This is a genomic window from Paraburkholderia phytofirmans (genome assembly GCF_046028095.1).
GTDB classification, from domain to species: Bacteria; Pseudomonadota; Gammaproteobacteria; order Burkholderiales; family Burkholderiaceae; genus Paraburkholderia; species Paraburkholderia phytofirmans_A.
Window position 1 is genome coordinate 802,959 of the sequence record NZ_JAQQDJ010000002.1, and the last position, 17,832, is coordinate 820,790.

15 protein-coding genes and 2 riboswitches are annotated in these 17,832 nt (G+C 64.3%); of the genes, 12 read left to right on the forward strand and 3 right to left on the reverse strand.

Annotated features, from left to right (window positions below):
- Window position 1 precedes the first annotated feature (1 nt).
- Genes PQR54_RS08115 through PQR54_RS08130 form a run of 4 tightly spaced genes read left to right on the forward strand, consistent with a single transcriptional unit; the run spans window position 2 to window position 3,457 of the window.
- Window positions 2–1,612: an ABC transporter ATP-binding protein gene (locus PQR54_RS08115; RefSeq protein ID WP_408244861.1), complete on the forward strand. Its 1,611-nt coding sequence runs from the start codon at window positions 2–4 to the stop codon at window positions 1,610–1,612.
- Complete coding sequence (locus PQR54_RS08120; RefSeq protein WP_408244862.1) at window positions 1,609–2,304, forward strand: cysteine hydrolase family protein; 696 nt, start codon at window positions 1,609–1,611, stop codon at window positions 2,302–2,304. Before PQR54_RS08115 ends, PQR54_RS08120 begins: the two co-directional genes overlap by 4 nt.
- A complete protein-coding gene (gene hpxZ / locus PQR54_RS08125; RefSeq protein WP_408244863.1) occupies window positions 2,295–2,690 on the forward strand; it encodes an oxalurate catabolism protein HpxZ in 396 nt (131 codons plus the stop codon). Before PQR54_RS08120 ends, hpxZ begins: the two co-directional genes overlap by 10 nt.
- Before the next feature lie 35 nt (window positions 2,691–2,725).
- Window positions 2,726–3,457, forward strand: a complete 732-nt coding sequence (locus PQR54_RS08130) for a GntR family transcriptional regulator (RefSeq protein ID WP_408244864.1) — start codon at window positions 2,726–2,728, stop codon at window positions 3,455–3,457.
- A gap of 40 nt (window positions 3,458–3,497) precedes the next feature.
- On the opposite strand, the gene PQR54_RS08135 is transcribed toward PQR54_RS08130, so the two are convergent.
- From PQR54_RS08135 to PQR54_RS08145, 3 genes are all read right to left on the reverse strand, one after another.
- Window positions 3,498–4,541 carry a rod shape-determining protein gene (locus PQR54_RS08135; protein WP_106278011.1) on the reverse strand — a complete coding sequence of 348 codons (1,044 nt, stop codon included), beginning with the start codon at window positions 4,539–4,541 and terminating at the stop codon, window positions 3,498–3,500.
- A gap of 157 nt (window positions 4,542–4,698) precedes the next feature.
- On the reverse strand, window positions 4,699–5,775 hold the full coding sequence (locus PQR54_RS08140; RefSeq protein ID WP_408244865.1) for an ABC transporter substrate-binding protein: 1,077 nt from the start codon (window positions 5,773–5,775) through the stop codon (window positions 4,699–4,701).
- Window positions 5,776–5,956: 181 nt separating this feature from the next.
- Window positions 5,957–6,096, reverse strand: a riboswitch (guanidine-I (ykkC/yxkD leader).
- A gap of 62 nt (window positions 6,097–6,158) precedes the next feature.
- The gene (locus PQR54_RS08145; RefSeq protein ID WP_408244866.1) at window positions 6,159–6,527 is read right to left on the reverse strand and encodes a MarR family transcriptional regulator; all 369 of its coding nucleotides are present in this window, start codon (window positions 6,525–6,527) and stop codon (window positions 6,159–6,161) included.
- 156 nt (window positions 6,528–6,683) lie between these two features.
- On the opposite strand from PQR54_RS08145, the gene PQR54_RS08150 reads away from it, so the two are divergent.
- The 8 genes from PQR54_RS08150 (at window position 6,684) to PQR54_RS08185 (ending at window position 17,750) form a co-directional block, all read left to right on the forward strand.
- Complete coding sequence (locus PQR54_RS08150) at window positions 6,684–7,595, forward strand: sugar phosphate isomerase/epimerase family protein (protein ID WP_408244867.1); 912 nt, start codon at window positions 6,684–6,686, stop codon at window positions 7,593–7,595.
- Window positions 7,596–7,604: 9 nt separating this feature from the next.
- A complete protein-coding gene (locus PQR54_RS08155; protein WP_408244868.1) occupies window positions 7,605–8,666 on the forward strand; it encodes an isopenicillin N synthase family dioxygenase in 1,062 nt (353 codons plus the stop codon).
- A gap of 472 nt (window positions 8,667–9,138) precedes the next feature.
- Window positions 9,139–9,273: riboswitch (guanidine-I (ykkC/yxkD leader) on the forward strand.
- A gap of 57 nt (window positions 9,274–9,330) precedes the next feature.
- Window positions 9,331–10,086: an urea amidolyase associated protein UAAP1 gene (locus PQR54_RS08160; RefSeq protein ID WP_408244869.1), complete on the forward strand. Its 756-nt coding sequence runs from the start codon at window positions 9,331–9,333 to the stop codon at window positions 10,084–10,086.
- A gap of 11 nt (window positions 10,087–10,097) precedes the next feature.
- A complete protein-coding gene (locus PQR54_RS08165; RefSeq protein ID WP_408244870.1) occupies window positions 10,098–10,754 on the forward strand; it encodes an urea amidolyase associated protein UAAP2 in 657 nt (218 codons plus the stop codon).
- Window positions 10,751–14,362 (forward strand): urea carboxylase, encoded by a 3,612-nt coding sequence (gene uca / locus PQR54_RS08170; RefSeq protein ID WP_408244871.1) that lies wholly within the window; start codon window positions 10,751–10,753, stop codon window positions 14,360–14,362. Before PQR54_RS08165 ends, uca begins: the two co-directional genes overlap by 4 nt.
- Window positions 14,359–15,813, forward strand: a complete 1,455-nt coding sequence (gene atzF / locus PQR54_RS08175; RefSeq protein ID WP_408244872.1) for an allophanate hydrolase — start codon at window positions 14,359–14,361, stop codon at window positions 15,811–15,813. Before uca ends, atzF begins: the two co-directional genes overlap by 4 nt.
- A complete protein-coding gene (locus PQR54_RS08180) occupies window positions 15,800–16,771 on the forward strand; it encodes an ABC transporter permease (protein ID WP_408244873.1) in 972 nt (323 codons plus the stop codon). Before atzF ends, PQR54_RS08180 begins: the two co-directional genes overlap by 14 nt.
- A 64-nt stretch (window positions 16,772–16,835) precedes the next feature.
- The gene (locus tag PQR54_RS08185) at window positions 16,836–17,750 is read left to right on the forward strand and encodes an ABC transporter ATP-binding protein (protein WP_012427092.1); all 915 of its coding nucleotides are present in this window, start codon (window positions 16,836–16,838) and stop codon (window positions 17,748–17,750) included.
- Window positions 17,751–17,832 lie beyond the last annotated feature (82 nt).

Sequence of the window (17,832 nt, forward strand, 5' to 3'; positions counted from 1 at the left end):
CATGTCGACCGTACGGCAAGCCCTCGGCATTGAAGTCATGCATGCGAGCAAATCGTTCGGTGCTTTTCGCGCGCTGGACGACGTGTCGATCAAGGTCAAGGCCGGCACGATTCACGCGCTGCTCGGCGAGAACGGCGCGGGCAAGAGCACGCTCGTGAAGGGCCTGGTCGGCTACGGCGTGCTCGACGACGGACAGATCGCCGCCGACAGCCGCGAAGTGCACATCCACTCGCCGCGTGATGCACAAGCGCTCGGCATCGGCATGGTGTATCAGCATTTCACGCTGGCCTCGGGGTTGTCTGTCGAAGAAAACCTGCTGCTCGCGCGCGGGCAGATGCAATGGAAAATCGACTGGAAAGCGGAACGCGCCGCACTCGCCGCGTTCATGCAGCGCATGCCGTTCCGCTTGCCACTCGACGCGCCCGTCGCGGCACTCGCTGCGGGTGAAAAGCAGAAGCTCGAAATCCTGAAGCAACTCTACTTGCAGCAACGCTTCCTGATACTCGACGAACCAACTTCCGTGCTGACGCCGCAGGAAGCCGACGAAGTTCTCGGCCTGATGCGCGACCTGACCACACGCGGCGAGCTGACCGTGCTGATGATCACGCACAAGTTCCGCGAAGTGATGGCCTACGCCGACGACGTCACCGTGTTGCGCAAGGGACGCCAGGTTGGCACCAGCGCGGTGGCGAACACCAGCCGCGACGAACTCGCCGCGTGGATGATGGGCACAGTGGCAACGAGCGACGCGCCTGTCATGGCCGTGGTGACGGAAGAGCGCGTCCAGCGCAAACCGCTCGATGAATCGGCCCAGGTGCGCCTTGCACTACGCGATGTATCCGTGGAAGACGATCGCGGCCACACCGCAGTGAAGCACGCGACGCTGTCCGTGCGCGCGGGCGAAATCCTCGGGCTCGCGGGCGTCTCCGGCAACGGTCAGAAGGAACTGGTAGAAGCACTGGTCGGCCAGCGTCGCGTGAAGACAGGCGACATGCAGGTGGCCGGCAAGCCATACCAGGCGACGCGCGAGCAGATGACGCAACGGCGGGTCTTCGCGATCCCCGAAGAGCCGCTGAAAAACGCCTGCGTCGGCGCGATGAGCGTGGCGCAGAATCTCGCGCTGCGCGACTTCGACCGCGAGCCGTTGCGGCGCGGCGGCTGGTGGCTCGATCGCCGCGCCATGCGCGCGCGTGCCACGCAGTTGATCGGCGAATTCAACGTGCGCCCGCCGGTGCCGGAGCGCGCGATCGGCACGCTCTCGGGCGGCAACGTGCAACGCGCTGTGCTGGCGCGTGAACTCGGACAGCCGGTGGATGTGCTGATCGTCGCCAATCCCGTGTTCGGGCTCGACTTCGCATCCGTGGCCGATATCCATGCACGTCTGATGGCCGCGCGCGATGAGGGCGCGGCCGTACTGCTGGTCAGCGAAGACCTCGACGAACTGCTCGAACTCGCTGACCGCATCATGGTGATCGCCGAGGGCGAGCTGGTGTACGAAACCCCGGCGACACGCGCGGATCGCACCGTGCTCGGCCAGCATATGGCCGGCCACGGCGACACGCCGGTGCAACCCGCCGCGCCCGCCGAAAAACTCAGGGAAGCCATTGGATGACATCGACTAACACGCTGACCATCGACGCCCAACCCGGCCCGTTCAGCTTCGACTCCGCGAAAACCGCGCTGGTCGTAATCGACATGCAGCGCGATTTCATCGAGCCGGGCGGCTTCGGCGAATCGCTCGGCAACGATGTCTCGCTGCTCGCGGACATCGTGCCGACAGTAGCCGAGTTGCTCGCCTTCGCGCGCAAGCACCACTGGTTCGTCGTGCATACGCGTGAATCGCATGCTCCGGATCTGTCCGACTGTCCGCCGGCCAAACGTCTGCGCGGCGCGCCGAATGCGCGCATCGGCGACGCCGGGCCGATGGGCCGCATCCTCATTCGCGGCGAGCCCGGCAATGCGATCAGCGAACCGCTCGCGCCGCTTGCTGGCGAACTGGTGATCGATAAACCGGGAAAAGGCGCGTTCTATGCGACCCGCCTCGGCGAAGAACTCGCGATGCGCGGCGTCACGCATCTGGTGTTCGCCGGCGTGACCACCGAAGTGTGCGTGCAAACATCGATGCGCGAAGCCAACGACCGCGGCTACGACAGCCTGCTGATCGAGGACGCCACCGCGAGCTATTTCCCCGCCTTCAAACAGGCGACGCTCGAGATGGTGCGCTCGCAGGGCGGCATTGTCGGCTGGACCGCGCCCTTTGCTTCATTGATCAAAACCGACGAGACGACCCAAGCATGGAAGTAAATCAGCCCGAAATCGTGGCACAGGTCCACGCGGCGTTCATCGAATACGAGCGCGCGCTGGTCGATAACGATGTCGCGGCGATGAACGCGCTGTTCTGGCACACGCCGGAAACGGTGCGCTATGGCATCGCCGAAATCCAGCACGGCGGCGATGCGATCCGTGCGTGGCGCGAGCACTGCGAGCCGGTGCCGAAGTCGCGCAAGCTGCATCGCACCGTGGTGACGACCTTCGGCACCGACTTCGCCACCGTCAGCACCGAGTTCACCAGCGACGCCACGCATCTGCTCGGCCGCCAGATGCAAACCTGGGCAAGACTCAGTCCCGACGAAGGCTGGAAAATCGTCGCCGCGCACGTGAGCCTGATCAATTCGCCGGCCGGCCCATGAAACGCCGATAATAAGAAAAAAGGGACCCTGGCATCATGAACGACGACCCGACGAATCTGCTGGAGACGCCTGCCGCGCCGGCCGCGGCCAATCCGCTTGCCGAGCAGGTGTACCAGCAGCTCAAGACCGATATCTTCAGCTTTCGCCTGTTTCCCGGTGACCGCTTTTCCGAGAACGGCATCGCGCAGCACTACGGCGTGTCACGCACGCCGATGCGCGACGGCCTGTTTCGTCTGCAACGCGAAGGCTACCTGGAAGTCGGTTTCCGGCGCGGCTGGAAAGTCTCGCCGATCAACTTCGATCAGCTCGATCAGCTCTACGATTTGCGCATCGTGCTGGAAGTCGCGGCGGTGGAGCGGGTGGGCACGGGCGGTGACGTCGCGCATGCGGCCGTCGAGGAATTGAAGGCGGTCTGGTGCGTCGCGCCCCAATTGCGCGAGAGCGATCCGGTGAAAATGTTCGGCATGGACGAAAACTTTCACCGGCAACTCGTCGCCGCCACGGGCAATATGGAAATGCTGCGCGTGCATAACGAAGTGACCGAGCGCATCCGCATTGTGCGGCGGCTCGATTTTCTGAAACCGCACCGCACCAGCGCCACTTACGACGAGCATTCCACCATGCTCAACCTGATCGAACGCAACCGCCTGACTGAGGCGATCATTCTGCTGCGCGCGCATATCACGCAGAGCAAGCTGGAAGTGCGCAAGATCACACTGTCGATGCTCGCCGCGGCGCGCGATAGCAAACTGCCGTTCGTTTCCTGAGCGGCTTGAACGGCCTAAGCGGATCGATCCGCTGCAAAGCTCAATCGTAAGAGAACGCGCCGCCGAACTTGTCGATGCGTTCGAGCGCCATGCCCGAACCGCGCACCACGCACGTAAGCGGCGCTTCGGCGACGAACACCGGCAAGCCGGTTTCCTCGGCGAGCAACCGGTCGAGATCGCGCAGCAGCGCGCCGCCCCCCGCCAGCATGATGCCGCGCTCGGCGATATCCGCGCCCAGTTCCGGCGGCGTCTGCTCCAGCGCGATCTTCACGGCCGAGACGATCTGGTTGAGCGGATCGGTCAGCGCTTCGAGAATCTCGTTGCTCGACACCGTGAAACTGCGCGGAATCCCTTCGGACATATTGCGGCCCTTGACTTCCATCTCCTTGACCTCGGAGCCCGGAAACGCGGAGCCGATTTCCTTCTTGATCGCTTCGGCCGTTTGCTCGCCGATCAGCATGCCGTAGTTGCGGCGGATGTAGTTGACGATGGCGTCGTCGAACTTGTCGCCGCCCACGCGCACCGAGCCTTTATAGACGATGCCGCCGAGCGAGATAACGCCCACTTCCGTCGTGCCGCCGCCGATATCGACCACCATCGAGCCGGTCGGGTCCGACACCGGCAGGCCCGCGCCGGTGGCCGCGGCCATCGGCTCCTCGATCAGATAGACCTGCGAGGCGCCGGCGCTGTGCGCCGCTTCCTTGATCGCGCGCCGCTCCACCTGGGTCGAACCGCAAGGCACGCAGATGATAATGCGCGGCGACGGCGCGAACATACGCGACTCGTGCGCCATCTGAATGAAGCGCTTGATCATCTGCTGGGTGATGTTGAAGTCGGCGATCACGCCGTCCTTCATCGGGCGGATCGCCTCGATATTGCCCGGCACCTTGCCGAGCATCTGTTTTGCTTCCTTGCCGACGGCCAGAATGATCTTCTTGCCGTTCGGACCGCCTTCCTGGCGAATCGACACCACCGAGGGTTCGTCGAGCACGATGCCCTTGCCGCGCATGTAAATCAGGGTGTTCGACGTGCCGAGGTCGATTGCCAGGTCATTGGAAAAATAGCCGCGCAGAAAACCGAACATGCAAATTCCTGTCTCTCGGAAGTCGGGCGCAAAGCGCCGCTTGGAGTGCCGCCCGAAGGCGGCAGGCGACCAGTTGACGGTCGGGAGAGACGCAAGAATAACAGTTTCGGGTCCGCGGGCTGTCTAGCGGTTGTGATTGCGGCGCCTGGCGGGCCGCTTACTGCGCGTTGGCAAGCGTCGGATCGATATAGGCGCTCACGTTCTGCGACTGTTTGTACACGGCGTTGCGCACGTTGAACTTGTCGGCGTTCACGCTCGAACCGTACACGGAGTCGAGTCCGTCACCCTTGGTGAAGGCCTTTTTCGCCGCCGCCGAGTCGAGCAGATGCGTGCCTTTCAGCAAGGGCAGGTACTGCGCCGGCGTGAGGCCGACCCGCGCGGACATGATCTTGACCGCGTCCGGTTGCGTCTTCGGATCGTTGATATAGGCTACGCAGCGATACCAGACCTTGATCACCTTGGCCCAGTCGGCCTTGCGCGATTGCAGGCTGACGGGATTGACCGTGATTGCGTCGTAGATCAGGCCGGGGGCGTCGGCGGAGGTGAAGATCGGGCGCGAGCCCGGCACGCGCTTGAGCGCTTCGCCGGCGTTCGGTTGCCAGGCGCCGACCGCGGCGACGTCGCCGGATGAGGCGAGCACTTGCGGCAATTCGTTGGTCTTCGCGTTGACGAGGGTGAGGTCCGATTCCTTCAGCGCATGTTTTTCGAGCGCGGTGTCGAGCAGCAGGTGATCGACGAGGCCCATTTCGACACCGACCTTCTTGCCCTTCAATCCTTCCACCGTGCGCACCGGCGGCTTGGCGACGATCATGTCGTTGCCGCTCGAATAGTCGGTGAGCAGGATCATCACGTTCTTCGCGCCGCTTGCGCCGGTCACGAGCGCGTCGCCGTTGGTCGCGCCGACCGCGTCGAGCTTGCCGGCAGAAAATGCATCGAGCGACGCGGAGTAGTCGAACCATTGAAAATTGACGTCCACGCCGGCTTCCTTGAACCAGCCTTTTTCGATGGCGATCTGGAACGCGACGAAGCCGGGCCAGTCGCTATAGCCGATGGCGAGCGGTGCGGCCGCGGCTTGCGCCGGGCTGGCGGCGGGACCCGCGGCAAGACCGACAGCGAGCGCGGCGGCGGCCACAGCAAGGGCGCCGCGCGCGCGCAGGGCCGAAGCGAAGCGGGCAGGCGAGGCGAGCGAAGCGCGGGAAGTGCGAGACGTCAGGGCGGATTCGAAGCGTTTCATCGTTTTCTCCAGGAGACCGGTCAATTGCGATTGTTGAGTTGGATCGCGCGGCGACTGCGCGATGAAACAACATGACCGGTTCCCGCGAGAGAACGAGCAACAGAGCTCGAACGACAAAGCGCGGAAACTGCGGGAGACAAACACCGGCCACGGAGAGGCACGATAGACATTGCTATCGCCAATCTCCCGGGCTTTTGTCCCGCCGTGTAGTGCGGCCGGCGGTTCGTGCTTGCAATGAAAAACTCGCAATCGAACCGCCGGCGCACCGGGCTGCTCTCGGACCAGACATTCTCGCGAACCGGAACCCTAGCATCCCTAAGATGCGACGCTGCCGCACCTCTCGGTGAGTTATCTAGCGAGAAATATGCCAGCGGGTTGCGACGTCAATCCAACGCCGCGAACCGTTGATGCACATAGGCAAGAAACTGCTCCAGGCGTTCCTCGATCGACGCCGCGAGACTCACCTGCTTGATACGGCGATCCTCGGCGGAACTCGTTTCCAGCAGCCAGCCGCTGTCGATCAACTCCTGCACGTACCGCACGGCGGTGCGGCGGCTCACGCCCGGCATGAATTCATAGAGCGCGGTCTTGGCGAAGTAATCGCCCTGATCCACCCACATGCGACAGAACAGGTCGCTGTAGTTCAGGTCGTTCAGGCCGAGATCGCCGAAATGCGCCGACCACTGCCAGTCCATGTCGAGAATGGCGCGCGCGACGGCTTGCCCCTTGGTACGCGCAATTTTCTTCTTCATCGATTCACCACGAGGAGGAGGGCTGCACAGTTTAAGTGCTAATTGAGCCGGAAATCGGGCGCGCGAAAATAATCCGCGACTCTGTATGGATAGTTTATTGACTCGCACATTTCATGTGTACTATTGCATGCAATTTTGCATGTAAATGGAGAGGCGATGAAATTCGAATTGTTCAAGACGTTCTGGGGATTCGACGGCGGTCCTCGCGATGCCGCGCCGCTCGTGCGGGCGGCGGGCTTCGATGGTATCGAAGCGCCGGTGCCGGCCGGCGGCGAAGCGCGCGACGCGTTTGCGCAGGCGATTGCCGACGAAGGCCTGGCATTCATCGCGGAGATCACGACGGCCGGCAGCTATGTGCCGGAGCGCTCGGCGACGCCGGCCGATCATCTGCGGGACTTCGAGGAGAAGATCGTGTGGGGCAAGCCGCTCGAGCCGCGCTTCTTCAACGTGATGGCCGGTTGCGACGCGTGGCCGGCCGCGACCCAGGTGGACTTCTTCGCGCGCGCGGTGGAGATCGCCGCGAAGCACGACGTGACGTGCAGCTTCGAAACGCATCGCGGGCGCTCGTTCTTCAACCCCTGGATTACTCGTGACGTCGCGCGCGCCGTGCCCTCGCTCAAGCTGACCTGCGATTTCAGCCATTGGGTGTCGGTGTGCGAGCGGCTGCTCGACGGCGAGTGGGACACGATCCTCGAATTGGCGCCGCATGCGCATCATCTGCATGGGCGTGTCGGCTATCCGCAAGGTCCGCAGGTGCCGCATCCGGCGGCGCCCGAGTACGCGGACTGCGTGGCCTCGCATCAGCGGATCTGGGAAGCGCTATGGAGCGCGCAGATCGAGCAGGGCTACACCGTCACGACGATGACACCGGAGTTCGGTCCCGACGGTTATCTGCATACGCTGCCGTTTACTAACGCGCCGGTGGCCGATCTGTGGGAGATCAATACATGGATGGGGCGCGAGGAGCGGCGCCATCTGGCTGAGTTCCTTGCCGAGCGCGAAGGGCGCGGCGGGCGCGGCGGGCAAAATGAGCAAACGCAATCTCAAACCATCTCGCAGCTTGTCTAGGCACCTCTCATGAACTCAACCCATACGAGCTTTCAGCAACTACCCATTGTCGACGTGAGCGGCCTGTTCAGCGATGACGACGCCCAGCGCCTCGCCACCGCGCGCGAACTCGATCGCGCGGCACGCGAGGCCGGCTTCTTTTATGTCACCGGCCACCAGGTGTCACGCGCGCAACAAAGCGCGTTGATCGAGCAGGCCAAACGCTTTTTCGCGGCCGAACACGAATGGAAGATGCGCTACTACATCGGCAAGTCTACGGCGCATCGCGGCTATGTGCCCGAAGGCGAGGAAGTCTTCGCGGGCGGCAAACGCGACAGGAAAGAAGCCTTCGACACCGGCCGCGAACTGCCCGCCGACGACCCCGACGTGCGCGCCGGCACGCCGATGCTCGGCCCGAATAGCTGGCCGGAACAAGCGGGGTTTCGCGAAGCGGTGGGCGGCTACTACGAAGCGGCGTTCGAACTCGGCCGCGCGCTGTTTCGAGGTTTCTCGCTCGCGCTCGGCTTGCCTGAACAGCACTTCGATCAGTATCTGCGCAAGCCGCCGAGCCAGTTGCGTTTGATCCACTATCCGCTCGATCCGTCGGCGGAAGACCGGCCCGGCATCGGCGCGCATACCGACTACGAGTGCTTCACGATCCTGCTGCCGACCGCGCCAGGACTCGAAGTGATGAACGGCGAGGGCGAGTGGATCGATGCGCCGCCGGTCGAGAACGCGTTCGTCGTGAATATCGGCGACATGCTGGAAGTGTGGACGGGCGGGACCTATGTCGCGACGTCGCATCGCGTGCGCAAGGTGCGGGAAGAGCGCTACTCGTTTCCGCTCTTCTTTGCCTGCGACTATCACACGGTCGTCGCGCCGCTGCCGCAATTCGCGACGCCCGAAGCGGTGGCGAAATACCCGCCTGTCTCGGCGGGCGACCATCTGTTCGCGCAGACGGCGCAGAGCTTTACGTATCTGAAGGAACGTCTTGAACGAGGAGAACTAATGTTGCCCGATGGTTCGAAAGCGTTGGCAAGCTTCGGGCAACAGGCGCGCTATGCGAGCGCGGAGCTGGATGTTCAAGACTGAACGCTGAAGGCTGAGCGAAAAGGCGCTGTGATCGAATAAGCAAATGCCGGGATGCGCAGCATCACGACAACAGCGCCGCTCCAGTTACGAGCGGCGCTGTTGTTTTTGCAACTCGATGAAACGTGCCGACATCAAGGTGTATAGCGCGCGTCGAATGGCAGCAAGCGTCGGCATGGTCGTGTGAGGAAGGGAGTGGACGTGGCGCATTGTTACGCACACACCATGCCATCGTTCGGAGCCATGTACCGCGGTTGCGCACGCCTGGTTCGAGCCCAATCGTGGTGCCCGGCGCATCCATGTGGTGCGGATTCACATGCGGCGCTGGTGCGCAAGCGATCGGCCCACACATGTCTACCGGCCACGCGCATCGCATCCAATCCCTTGCCACGTCACACTTGCTGCATGTTCACCACATCCCTGGCACACAACTCGCTTAGCTACGCAGCGAGAGGTGCGAAGTAATTTGCATCATCTTCAGGATCGCTAGGGTTCCGGTCGTGCGAGTTTCAATGCGCATGATGCCTGGTCCGAGAGCAATCCGGTCTTGCCGTTCACCTTCTTTCAAGGCGCCGGCGAGGCTCCACGGAGGGATAAAAGCCCGGGAGGTCGCGATGTCGGTCAATCGCCCTCTCATGCTTATTCCCAACCGATACCTGGAGCCTCCATGTCGACGCAATCCTCTGTCGATCTCGCACCGATCCCGCACGCTGCATGGGAAACGGTGATTCCCGCCGGCACGCACTGGTCCGGCGTGCTGCGCCGTGGCATGGCGTTGCGCGTCGTCGATAGCGAAGGTGGCGCGAATCTGGCCGCCGTGTTCTACCGGCACGACGCACCGCTCGAACGCTACAACATGGCCGATACGCTGAAGGCGCAGCACACCGCGCATCTGACGCGCGGCCACGTGCTCTACTCGGACATGGGGCGCGTGCTGGCCTCGATCACCGCCGACACGCTCGGCTGGCACGATCCGCTCGGCGGCATTGGCGACGCGGAACTGTTCGCCGCGAAATACGGCGAGGCCCGCTATCAGCAGCATCGCAATGCAATGATCCGCAACGGCCGCGACAGCCTGCTGCTCGAGCTGGCGAAGCATGGGCTCGGCACACGCGACCTCGTCGCCAATATCAACTTCTTCAGCAAACTCGCGATCGCCGAAGACGGCGCGCTGAGCTTCGTGGCGGGCCATTCGCCGGCCGGCGCCGCGTTCGATCTGCGCTTCGAAATGGACACGCTCGCCGTGTTCTCGACCGCGCCGCATCCGCTCGACCCTTCATCCGAATACAAGCCTCGGCCCGTCAAGCTGATCGCGTACCGCGCGTATGCGGCCGACGCCTGCGTGCCGTCCGACGATCCGTGCCGTTCCGCATGCCCCGAGAACGGGCGCGGTTTCGTCAACACCGACCGTCTGTTCGTTTAAGGAGACCCGCGATGCCTATCATCGAAAGCAAGCTCGAACTCCGTCATGCGGTCTACGACCTCACGCTGCCCTCGGGCGAGCCGTGGCTGCATGAAGTCAAGCGCGGCCAGGTGTTCCGCATTCTCGACCTGGAAGGCAATCAGGCGGTCGACACGCTGTTCTACAACAGCGCCGATCCGCTCGAACGCTATAGCGCGCAGGACACGATCCGCGCGCAGCGCAATCTCTATCTGTCCGCCGGCAGCGTGCTGATGTCGAACCTCGGCAAGCCGATGCTGAGCATCGTGGCCGACACGTGCGGGCGCCACGACACGCTCGGCGGTGCTTGCGCGGCCGAGAGCAACACCGTGCGTTACTCGCTCGACAAGCGCCATATGCATAGCTGCCGCGACAGCTTCCTGCATGCGCTCACGCATTGCACGTGCGGTGTGGGCGCGCAACTCGGCAAGCGGGACATTGTCAGCAACATCAACTTCTTCATGAACGTGCCGGTTACGCCGCTCGGCAAACTGACGTTCGAAGACGGTATCTCCGCACCGGGCAAGTATGTCGAGATGCGCGCCGAAATGGATGTCACGGTGCTCATCTCCAACTGCCCGCAGTTGAACAATCCGTGCAACGGCTACAACCCGACGCCGGTGCGACTGACGATCTGGGATGCCCAATGAGATTCCACAAAGTCCTGATCGCCAATCGCGGCGAGATTGCCTGCCGCGTGATTCGCACGCTCAAGCGGCTGGGCATCGCGTCGGTCGCGGTGTATTCCGAAGCCGACCGCCACGCCATGCATGTGATGCTTGCCGACGAAGCCGTGTGCATCGGCCCGGCGCTCGCGGCGCAGAGCTATCTGAACAGCGCGGCCATTCTTGAAGCGGCGCGCGCGTGCGGTGCCGACGCCGTGCATCCCGGCTACGGTTTCCTGTCCGAAAACGCGGCCTTTGCGCAAGCGTGCGACGAGGCAGGCATCCGCTTCATCGGGCCGACTCCGCAGCACATGCGCGAGTTCGGCCTGAAGCATACGGCGCGCGAACTCGCGCAAGCCAACGACGTTGCCTTGCTGCCCGGCACCGGCTTGCTGCCCGACGTCAGCGCGGCGTTGCGCGAGGCGGAGTCGATCGGCTATCCGGTGATGCTGAAAAGCACCGCGGGTGGTGGCGGAATCGGCATGTCGCTGTGCCGCGACGCGGCGCAACTTGAAGGCGTGTTTGCATCGGTCGCGCGGCTCGGCGCAGCGAACTTTGCCAATGCGGGTGTGTACGTCGAGAAGTTCGTCGAAAACGCACGCCACATCGAAGTGCAGATTTTCGGCGACGGCAAAGGCGGCGTGATCTCGCTCGGCGAACGCGATTGCTCGGTGCAGCGGCGCAACCAGAAGGTGATCGAGGAGACGCCCGCGCCGGGACTTACCCACGCGGAACGCAGCGCGCTGCATGCGAGCGCCGTGCGTCTCGCTCAAGCCGTGAAGTACAAATCGGCGGGCACTGTCGAGTTCGTTTTCGATGCCGACACGCGCCGTTTCTATTTCCTCGAAGTGAATACGCGATTGCAGGTCGAGCACTGCGTGACGGAAGAAGTCACCGGTATCGATCTGGTCGAGTGGATGATTCGTGAAGCCGCGGGCGAGCTCGCGCCGCTCGATACGCTTGCGCCCTTGGCGAAAGGCGCGAGCATCCAAGTGCGGCTGTACGCGGAAGACCCGCACAAACAGTTTCAACCGAGTGCGGGCGTCCTCACGCATGTCGCATTCGCCGCCGATGCGCGGGTCGATACATGGGTCGATTCCGGCACGGAAGTCAGCGCGTTCTACGATCCGTTGCTCGCCAAGCTGATCGTCAAGGGCGAAACGCGCGAAGCCGCGCTCGCAGCGCTGCGAGCCGCGCTGGAACAAACGCAGTTGTACGGCATCGAGACCAACCTCGACTATCTGCGCGCCATTGCCGGCTCGGCGACGTTTGCGCGCGGTGAGCAGACCACCGCGTTCCTCGGACGCTTCATGTTCGCGCCGCACACGATCGACGTGCTCGACGGCGGCGTACAGACCACCGTCCAGCAGACGCCGGGACGCACCGGCTATTGGGACATCGGCGTGCCGCCGTCGGGCCCGATGGACGATCTGTCGTTCCGCCTCGCCAACGAACTGCTCGGCAATCCCGCCGACGCCGCGGGGCTCGAATGCGCGATGGTCGGCGCGACGCTGCGCTTCAATACCGCGACGCTTTTCGTGCTCGGCGGCGCGCCGCTCGCCGCCACGCTCGACGGCGCGCCGGTCACGCTCTGGCAAGTCACGCGCGCACCGGCGGGCGCCGTGCTCAAGCTTGGCGGCGTGACGGGCGCCGGCATGCGCGCGTGTCTCGCGTTGAAGGGCGGCCTGCAGGTGCCGGACTATCTGGGCAGCAAGGCGACCTTCACGCTCGGCCAGTTCGGCGGCCACGCGGGGCGCGCGCTGCGCAAGGGCGACGTGCTGCATCTCGCCGACGACGCGGGCAACGGCGAAGCAGGCGCGCAACTGGATAGAGCGCGCGTGCCGGTCCTGACGCACGACTGGACGCTCGGCGTGCTCGACGGCCCGCACGGCGCGCCCGACTTTTTCACGCCCGACGACATCGCGATGCTCTACGGCACGCGCTGGACCGTGCACTACAACTCCAGCCGCACGGGTGTGCGCCTGATCGGCCCGAAGCCGCAATGGGCGCGCACGGACGGCGGCGAGGCGGGGCTGCATCCGTCGAATATTCACGACAACGCGTATGCGGTCGGCGCGGTGGACTTCACCGGCGACATGCCTGTGATTCTCGGTCCCGATGGTCCGAGCCTCGGCGGTTTCGTGTGTCCGGTGACGGTGGTGGGCGAGGAGTTGTGGAAGCTCGGTCAACTGCGTCCGGGCGATACGGTGCGCTTCGAACGGGTGCCGGTCAAAGCGGTGCTTGCGTCGCCCGAGCACGCTATGCAGGCCAGCGAAGCGGCGGCTCACGATTGCATCCTTTATCGCGACCCGACGGCGGGCGAGGGCACCGGCGTGGTCTATCGCCGCTCCGGCGATCAGAACGTGCTGATCGAATACGGTCCGCTCGTGCTCGACCTGAACCTGCGCTTTCGCGTGCATGCGTTGATGAACTGGCTCGACGCGCACCGCTTGCCGGGCATTATCGATCTGACGCCGGGCATCCGTTCGCTGCAGGTGCATTTCGATCGCCGCGTGCTGTCGCACGACGCGTTGCTCGCGCATCTGCAGCAAGCCGAGCGCGAACTGCCCGCCGTGGACGCGATGCGCGTGCCGAACCGCATCGTGCATCTGCCGCTCTCCTGGGACGACCCGTCGACACGTATTGCAATCGAGCGCTACATGCAATCGGTGCGTCCCGACGCACCGTGGTGCCCGAGCAATATCGAGTTCATTCGCCGCATCAACGGACTGAATAGCATCGACGACGTGAAGCGCATTGTGTTCGACGCGCGCTACCTCGTCATGGGTCTCGGCGACGTGTACCTCGGCGCGCCGGTCGCGACGCCGCTCGACCCGCGTCACCGGCTCGTCACCACCAAATACAACCCGGCGCGCACGTGGACACCGGAGAACGCGGTGGGCATCGGCGGTGCGTATCTGTGCGTGTACGGCATGGAAGGGCCCGGCGGTTATCAGTTCGTCGGCCGCACCGTGCAGATGTGGAACCGCTATCGCACCACGCGCGAGTTCGAAGCGGGCAAGCCGTGGCTGCTGCGCTTCTTCGATGAGATCCGTTTCTACGAAGTCAGCGAGTCCGAACTGGCCGAGTTGCGCACGGATTTCATCGCGGGCCGCGCGAGCCTGAAGATCGAGGAGTCCGTGTTCGATCTGGGCGCGTACAACCGCTTCCTGAAGGACGAAGCCGAGTCGATCGCCGCGTTCAAAAGCACTCAGCAAGCCGCGTTCGACGCGGAACGCGAGCGCTGGGACGCGGCTGGGCATGCCGCGTACGTCGGCGAAACGGATGGCGATGCAGCCGCTGCCGGCAACCCGGCAAACGACACACTCGCGACTGGCCAGCAAGGTATCGTCGCCGACGTGTCGGGCAGCGTGTGGAAGCTGCTCGTCAAGGAGGGCGAACGGGTCGGCGACGGCCAGGTGCTCGCGATCGTCGAGTCGATGAAGATGGAAATCTCCGTTACCGCGAGCGGCGACGGCGTGATCGAAACGATCGATTGCGCGGAAGGCGCGCCGGTCGTCGCGGGTCAACGATTGATGGTGATGCGCGCCGGCATTGCAGCCGACGCCACCGAGGAGGCTACGTGCAAATGAAATCCCACGACGATCTGTTCGAGTCCATGTCGATCGAAGCACTGCGGACGCGCTACCGCGCCGGCAGCCTCACGCCGGCGCAACTGGTGGAAGCCATCGCCGCTCGCACGTCGGGCGACGATCCGCATCACGCATGGATCCGCCCGTTGAGCCGCAACGAGATGATGCGTTACGCCGATGCGCTCGAAAGCCGCGACATCGACACGTTGCCGCTCTACGGCGTGCCGTTCGCCATCAAGGACAATATCGACCTGGCCGGCATTCCGACCACCGCCGGGTGCCCCGCTTATGCGTACACGCCCGAGGCCAGCGCGCCCGTAGTAGCGCGCCTGATCGCCGCCGGTGCGATTCCGATCGGCAAGACCAATCTCGATCAGTTCGCGACCGGTTTGTCCGGCCAGCGCTCGCCGCACGGTGCGTGTCGAAATGCGCTCGACCCGCGCTACGCATCGGGCGGCTCGAGTTCCGGTTCGGCGGTATCGGTCGCACTCGGGCTGGCGGCGTTTTCGCTGGGCACCGACACGGCCGGATCCGGTCGCGTGCCCGCGGCATTCCACGGCCTGCTCGGACTGAAGCCGACCAAGGGCGTGCTGAGCACGCTCGGCGTGGTGCCGGCGTGCAAGTCGCTCGACTGCGTGTCGATCTTCGCGCACTCGGCCGACGACGCGCAGTGCGTGTTCGACGCCGCTCGCGGTGTAGCGCCGAGCGATCCGTATGCGCGCGAATTCCAGCCGCCGCCGGCCGCCGCGCAGCTTGGCGCGCAACCGTCGCTGCGCGGTGTGCGGTTCGGCGTGCCGCGCGCGAACCAGCTCGAATTTTTCGGCGACACCTCGTACGCGCACGCTTTCGATGCCGCGCTGACGCGCTTGCGTGCAGCCGGCGCCGAACTAGTCGAGATCGACTTCGAGCCGTTCCTCGCCACCGCGCGGCTGCTCTACGAAGGGCCGTGGGTGGCCGAGCGGCTCGCGGCGATCCGCGAGTTCGTGGAGACGCAGCCCGACGCGCTGCATCCGGTGATCCGCGAGATCATCGGCGGCGCGGCGCGCTGGAGCGCGGCCGATGCGTTCGCCGCGTTCGACCGCCTCGCGTTCCTGCGCATGCAGGCGGCGCAAGTCTGGCAGCGGATCGACGCCATCGTCACGCCGACTTCGGCGACGACCGCCACCGTCGACGAACTGGAAGCGGACCCGATCCGCGTGAATTCGCGCTTCGGCTACTACACGAACTTCGTCAACCTGCTCGATCTGGCCGCGCTGGCGGTGCCGGCCGGCGTCTGCACGGTGGGCAAGCACGCGGGCTTGCCGTTCGGCGTGACCTTTGTCGCGCGCGCGCATGAAGACATCGTGCTGCTCGATCTGGCGCGCGCGTGGCTCGACGAAACGACCGCCGCTTCAGGGTCCGCATACGACGCAACCGCAGTCCGCCTCGGAGAATCACATGGCCGTCATTGACAGAACCGAATGGTTCGCGGTGCGCCGCGAACTCTCCGCGCGCGGCAAATGGTTCTTAGGGGCGGGCTCGTTCCTGTTGCCGCTCTTTGTCTGGTGTCTGGTCAGCTACGTGCCGTTCATCTGGCATCCGCAGGTGCTGATCGACACGCCGGGCAGCGTCGACTATTTCCAGCCGGGCATGCGCGTCGACAAAGACGTGTTCGCCGACGAACTCGCCCACGCGCGCGAGGCCCATGCGGCCTTGCCGGTCGGCGAGCCGGTCAATCCGGTCTATCTGCCCGCGCCGCATGAAGTGCTGCGCGCGTTCTACACCGCGTTCACCACGCCGCCCGCGTCGCGCGACGGCGTCTGGCTGCATCAGAGTCTGTGGCACAGCATTCAGGTGATTTTCTGGGGCTTCGTGCTGTCGTCGGTGATCGGCGTGCCGATCGGCATCGTGTGCGGCACGTACAGCGCGATCGCGCGCTTGCAGGAGCCGTTCTTCGAGTTCTTCCGCTACTTGCCGGCGCCCGCGTTCGGCGCGCTGATGGTGGCGATTCTCGGCATCTACGACGGCCCGAAGATCGCGATCATCGTGATCGGCACGTTGTTCCAGCAGGTGCTGATCGTGGCCAACACCACCCGCAAGCTCGAGTACGGCCTGTTCGAAGCCGCCATGACGCTCGGCACGAAGAAGCTCAAGCTGCTCACTCATGTGGTGATTCCGGGCATCCTGCCGGACCTGTACCGCGACCAGCGCATTCTGCTCGGCTGGGCCTGGACGTATCTGATCGTGGCGGAGCTGGTCGGCACCAGCTCCGGCATCACCTGGTACATCACCCAGCAGGCGCGCTACGAGCATTTCGACAACGTCTACGCCGCGATCATGATGATCGGCATCATCGGCCTGGGCACCGATCTCGTGCTGGCCTGGCTTGGCCGCAAGCTGTTTCCGTGGGACCGCACGCTCAAGGCGTAGCGGACGGCTTCGTGACACGGCTTATCGCATGCACCGCACCGCACCGCATTCAAAGGATTCCACTATGTTAAATCCGCAACCCGTTCCGTCGTACCTGATCCAGTCCGAAGCGGTACGCGAGCGTTTCGACCGTCTGAAATCGCGCGAGGTGATTCTGGAGGTGAAAGACCTCGGCAAGCGCTTCAAGGCAGCGCAAGGCGAGTGCACGGCGCTCGACGGCATCAGCTTCAAGACACACCGGCGCGAGTTCGTCTGCGTGATCGGACCGTCGGGGTGCGGCAAGTCCACGCTGATCCGCATTCTCGCCGGCCTGGAGGCGCAGACGAGCGGCAGCGTGCTGCTCGACGGCAAGCCGGTGCAAGGGCCGGGCGCCGACCGCGGCATGGTGTTTCAGGGCTACACGCTGTTTCCGTGGCTGACGGTCAAGAAGAACGTCATGTTCGGTCTCAAGATGAACGGCCACAGCACCCTGCATGCGGAACGCGAGGCGTTGCAATGGCTCGATCTGGTCGGTCTGACGAAATTCGCCAATGCGTATCCGCATCAGTTGTCGGGCGGCATGAAGCAGCGCGTGGCGATAGCCCGCGCGCTCGCGAACCGGCCGCGCATTCTGCTGATGGACGAACCCTTCGGCGCACTCGACGCGCAAACGCGCGCGAAAATGCAGACGCATCTGCTCGATATCTGGCGCAACATCGACGTGACCGTGCTGTTCATCACGCACGATCTGGACGAAGCGATCTTTCTCGCCGATCGCATCCTGGTGCTGAAGGCGAATCCCGGCGAGGTGCAGGAGTTGATCGAAGTGCCGGTACCGCGTCCGCGTGACTATTCGCAGGTCACGTCGCCCGAGTTTCTGGCGACCAAGGCGCGGCTCGAAGCCTTGATCCATCCGCCCACGGAGACCCGCGACGACGAGGACGACGTCGTCAAACCGCACATGATCCGTATGACCGATGTGGCGGATAACGTCGAGTAGAGCGCAGCGGGTGCGGCTTTTTTATGAGCGCGTGGCGACGTATCGGCACCGAAGCCGAAACCGCCGATACGTCGCATTGCGG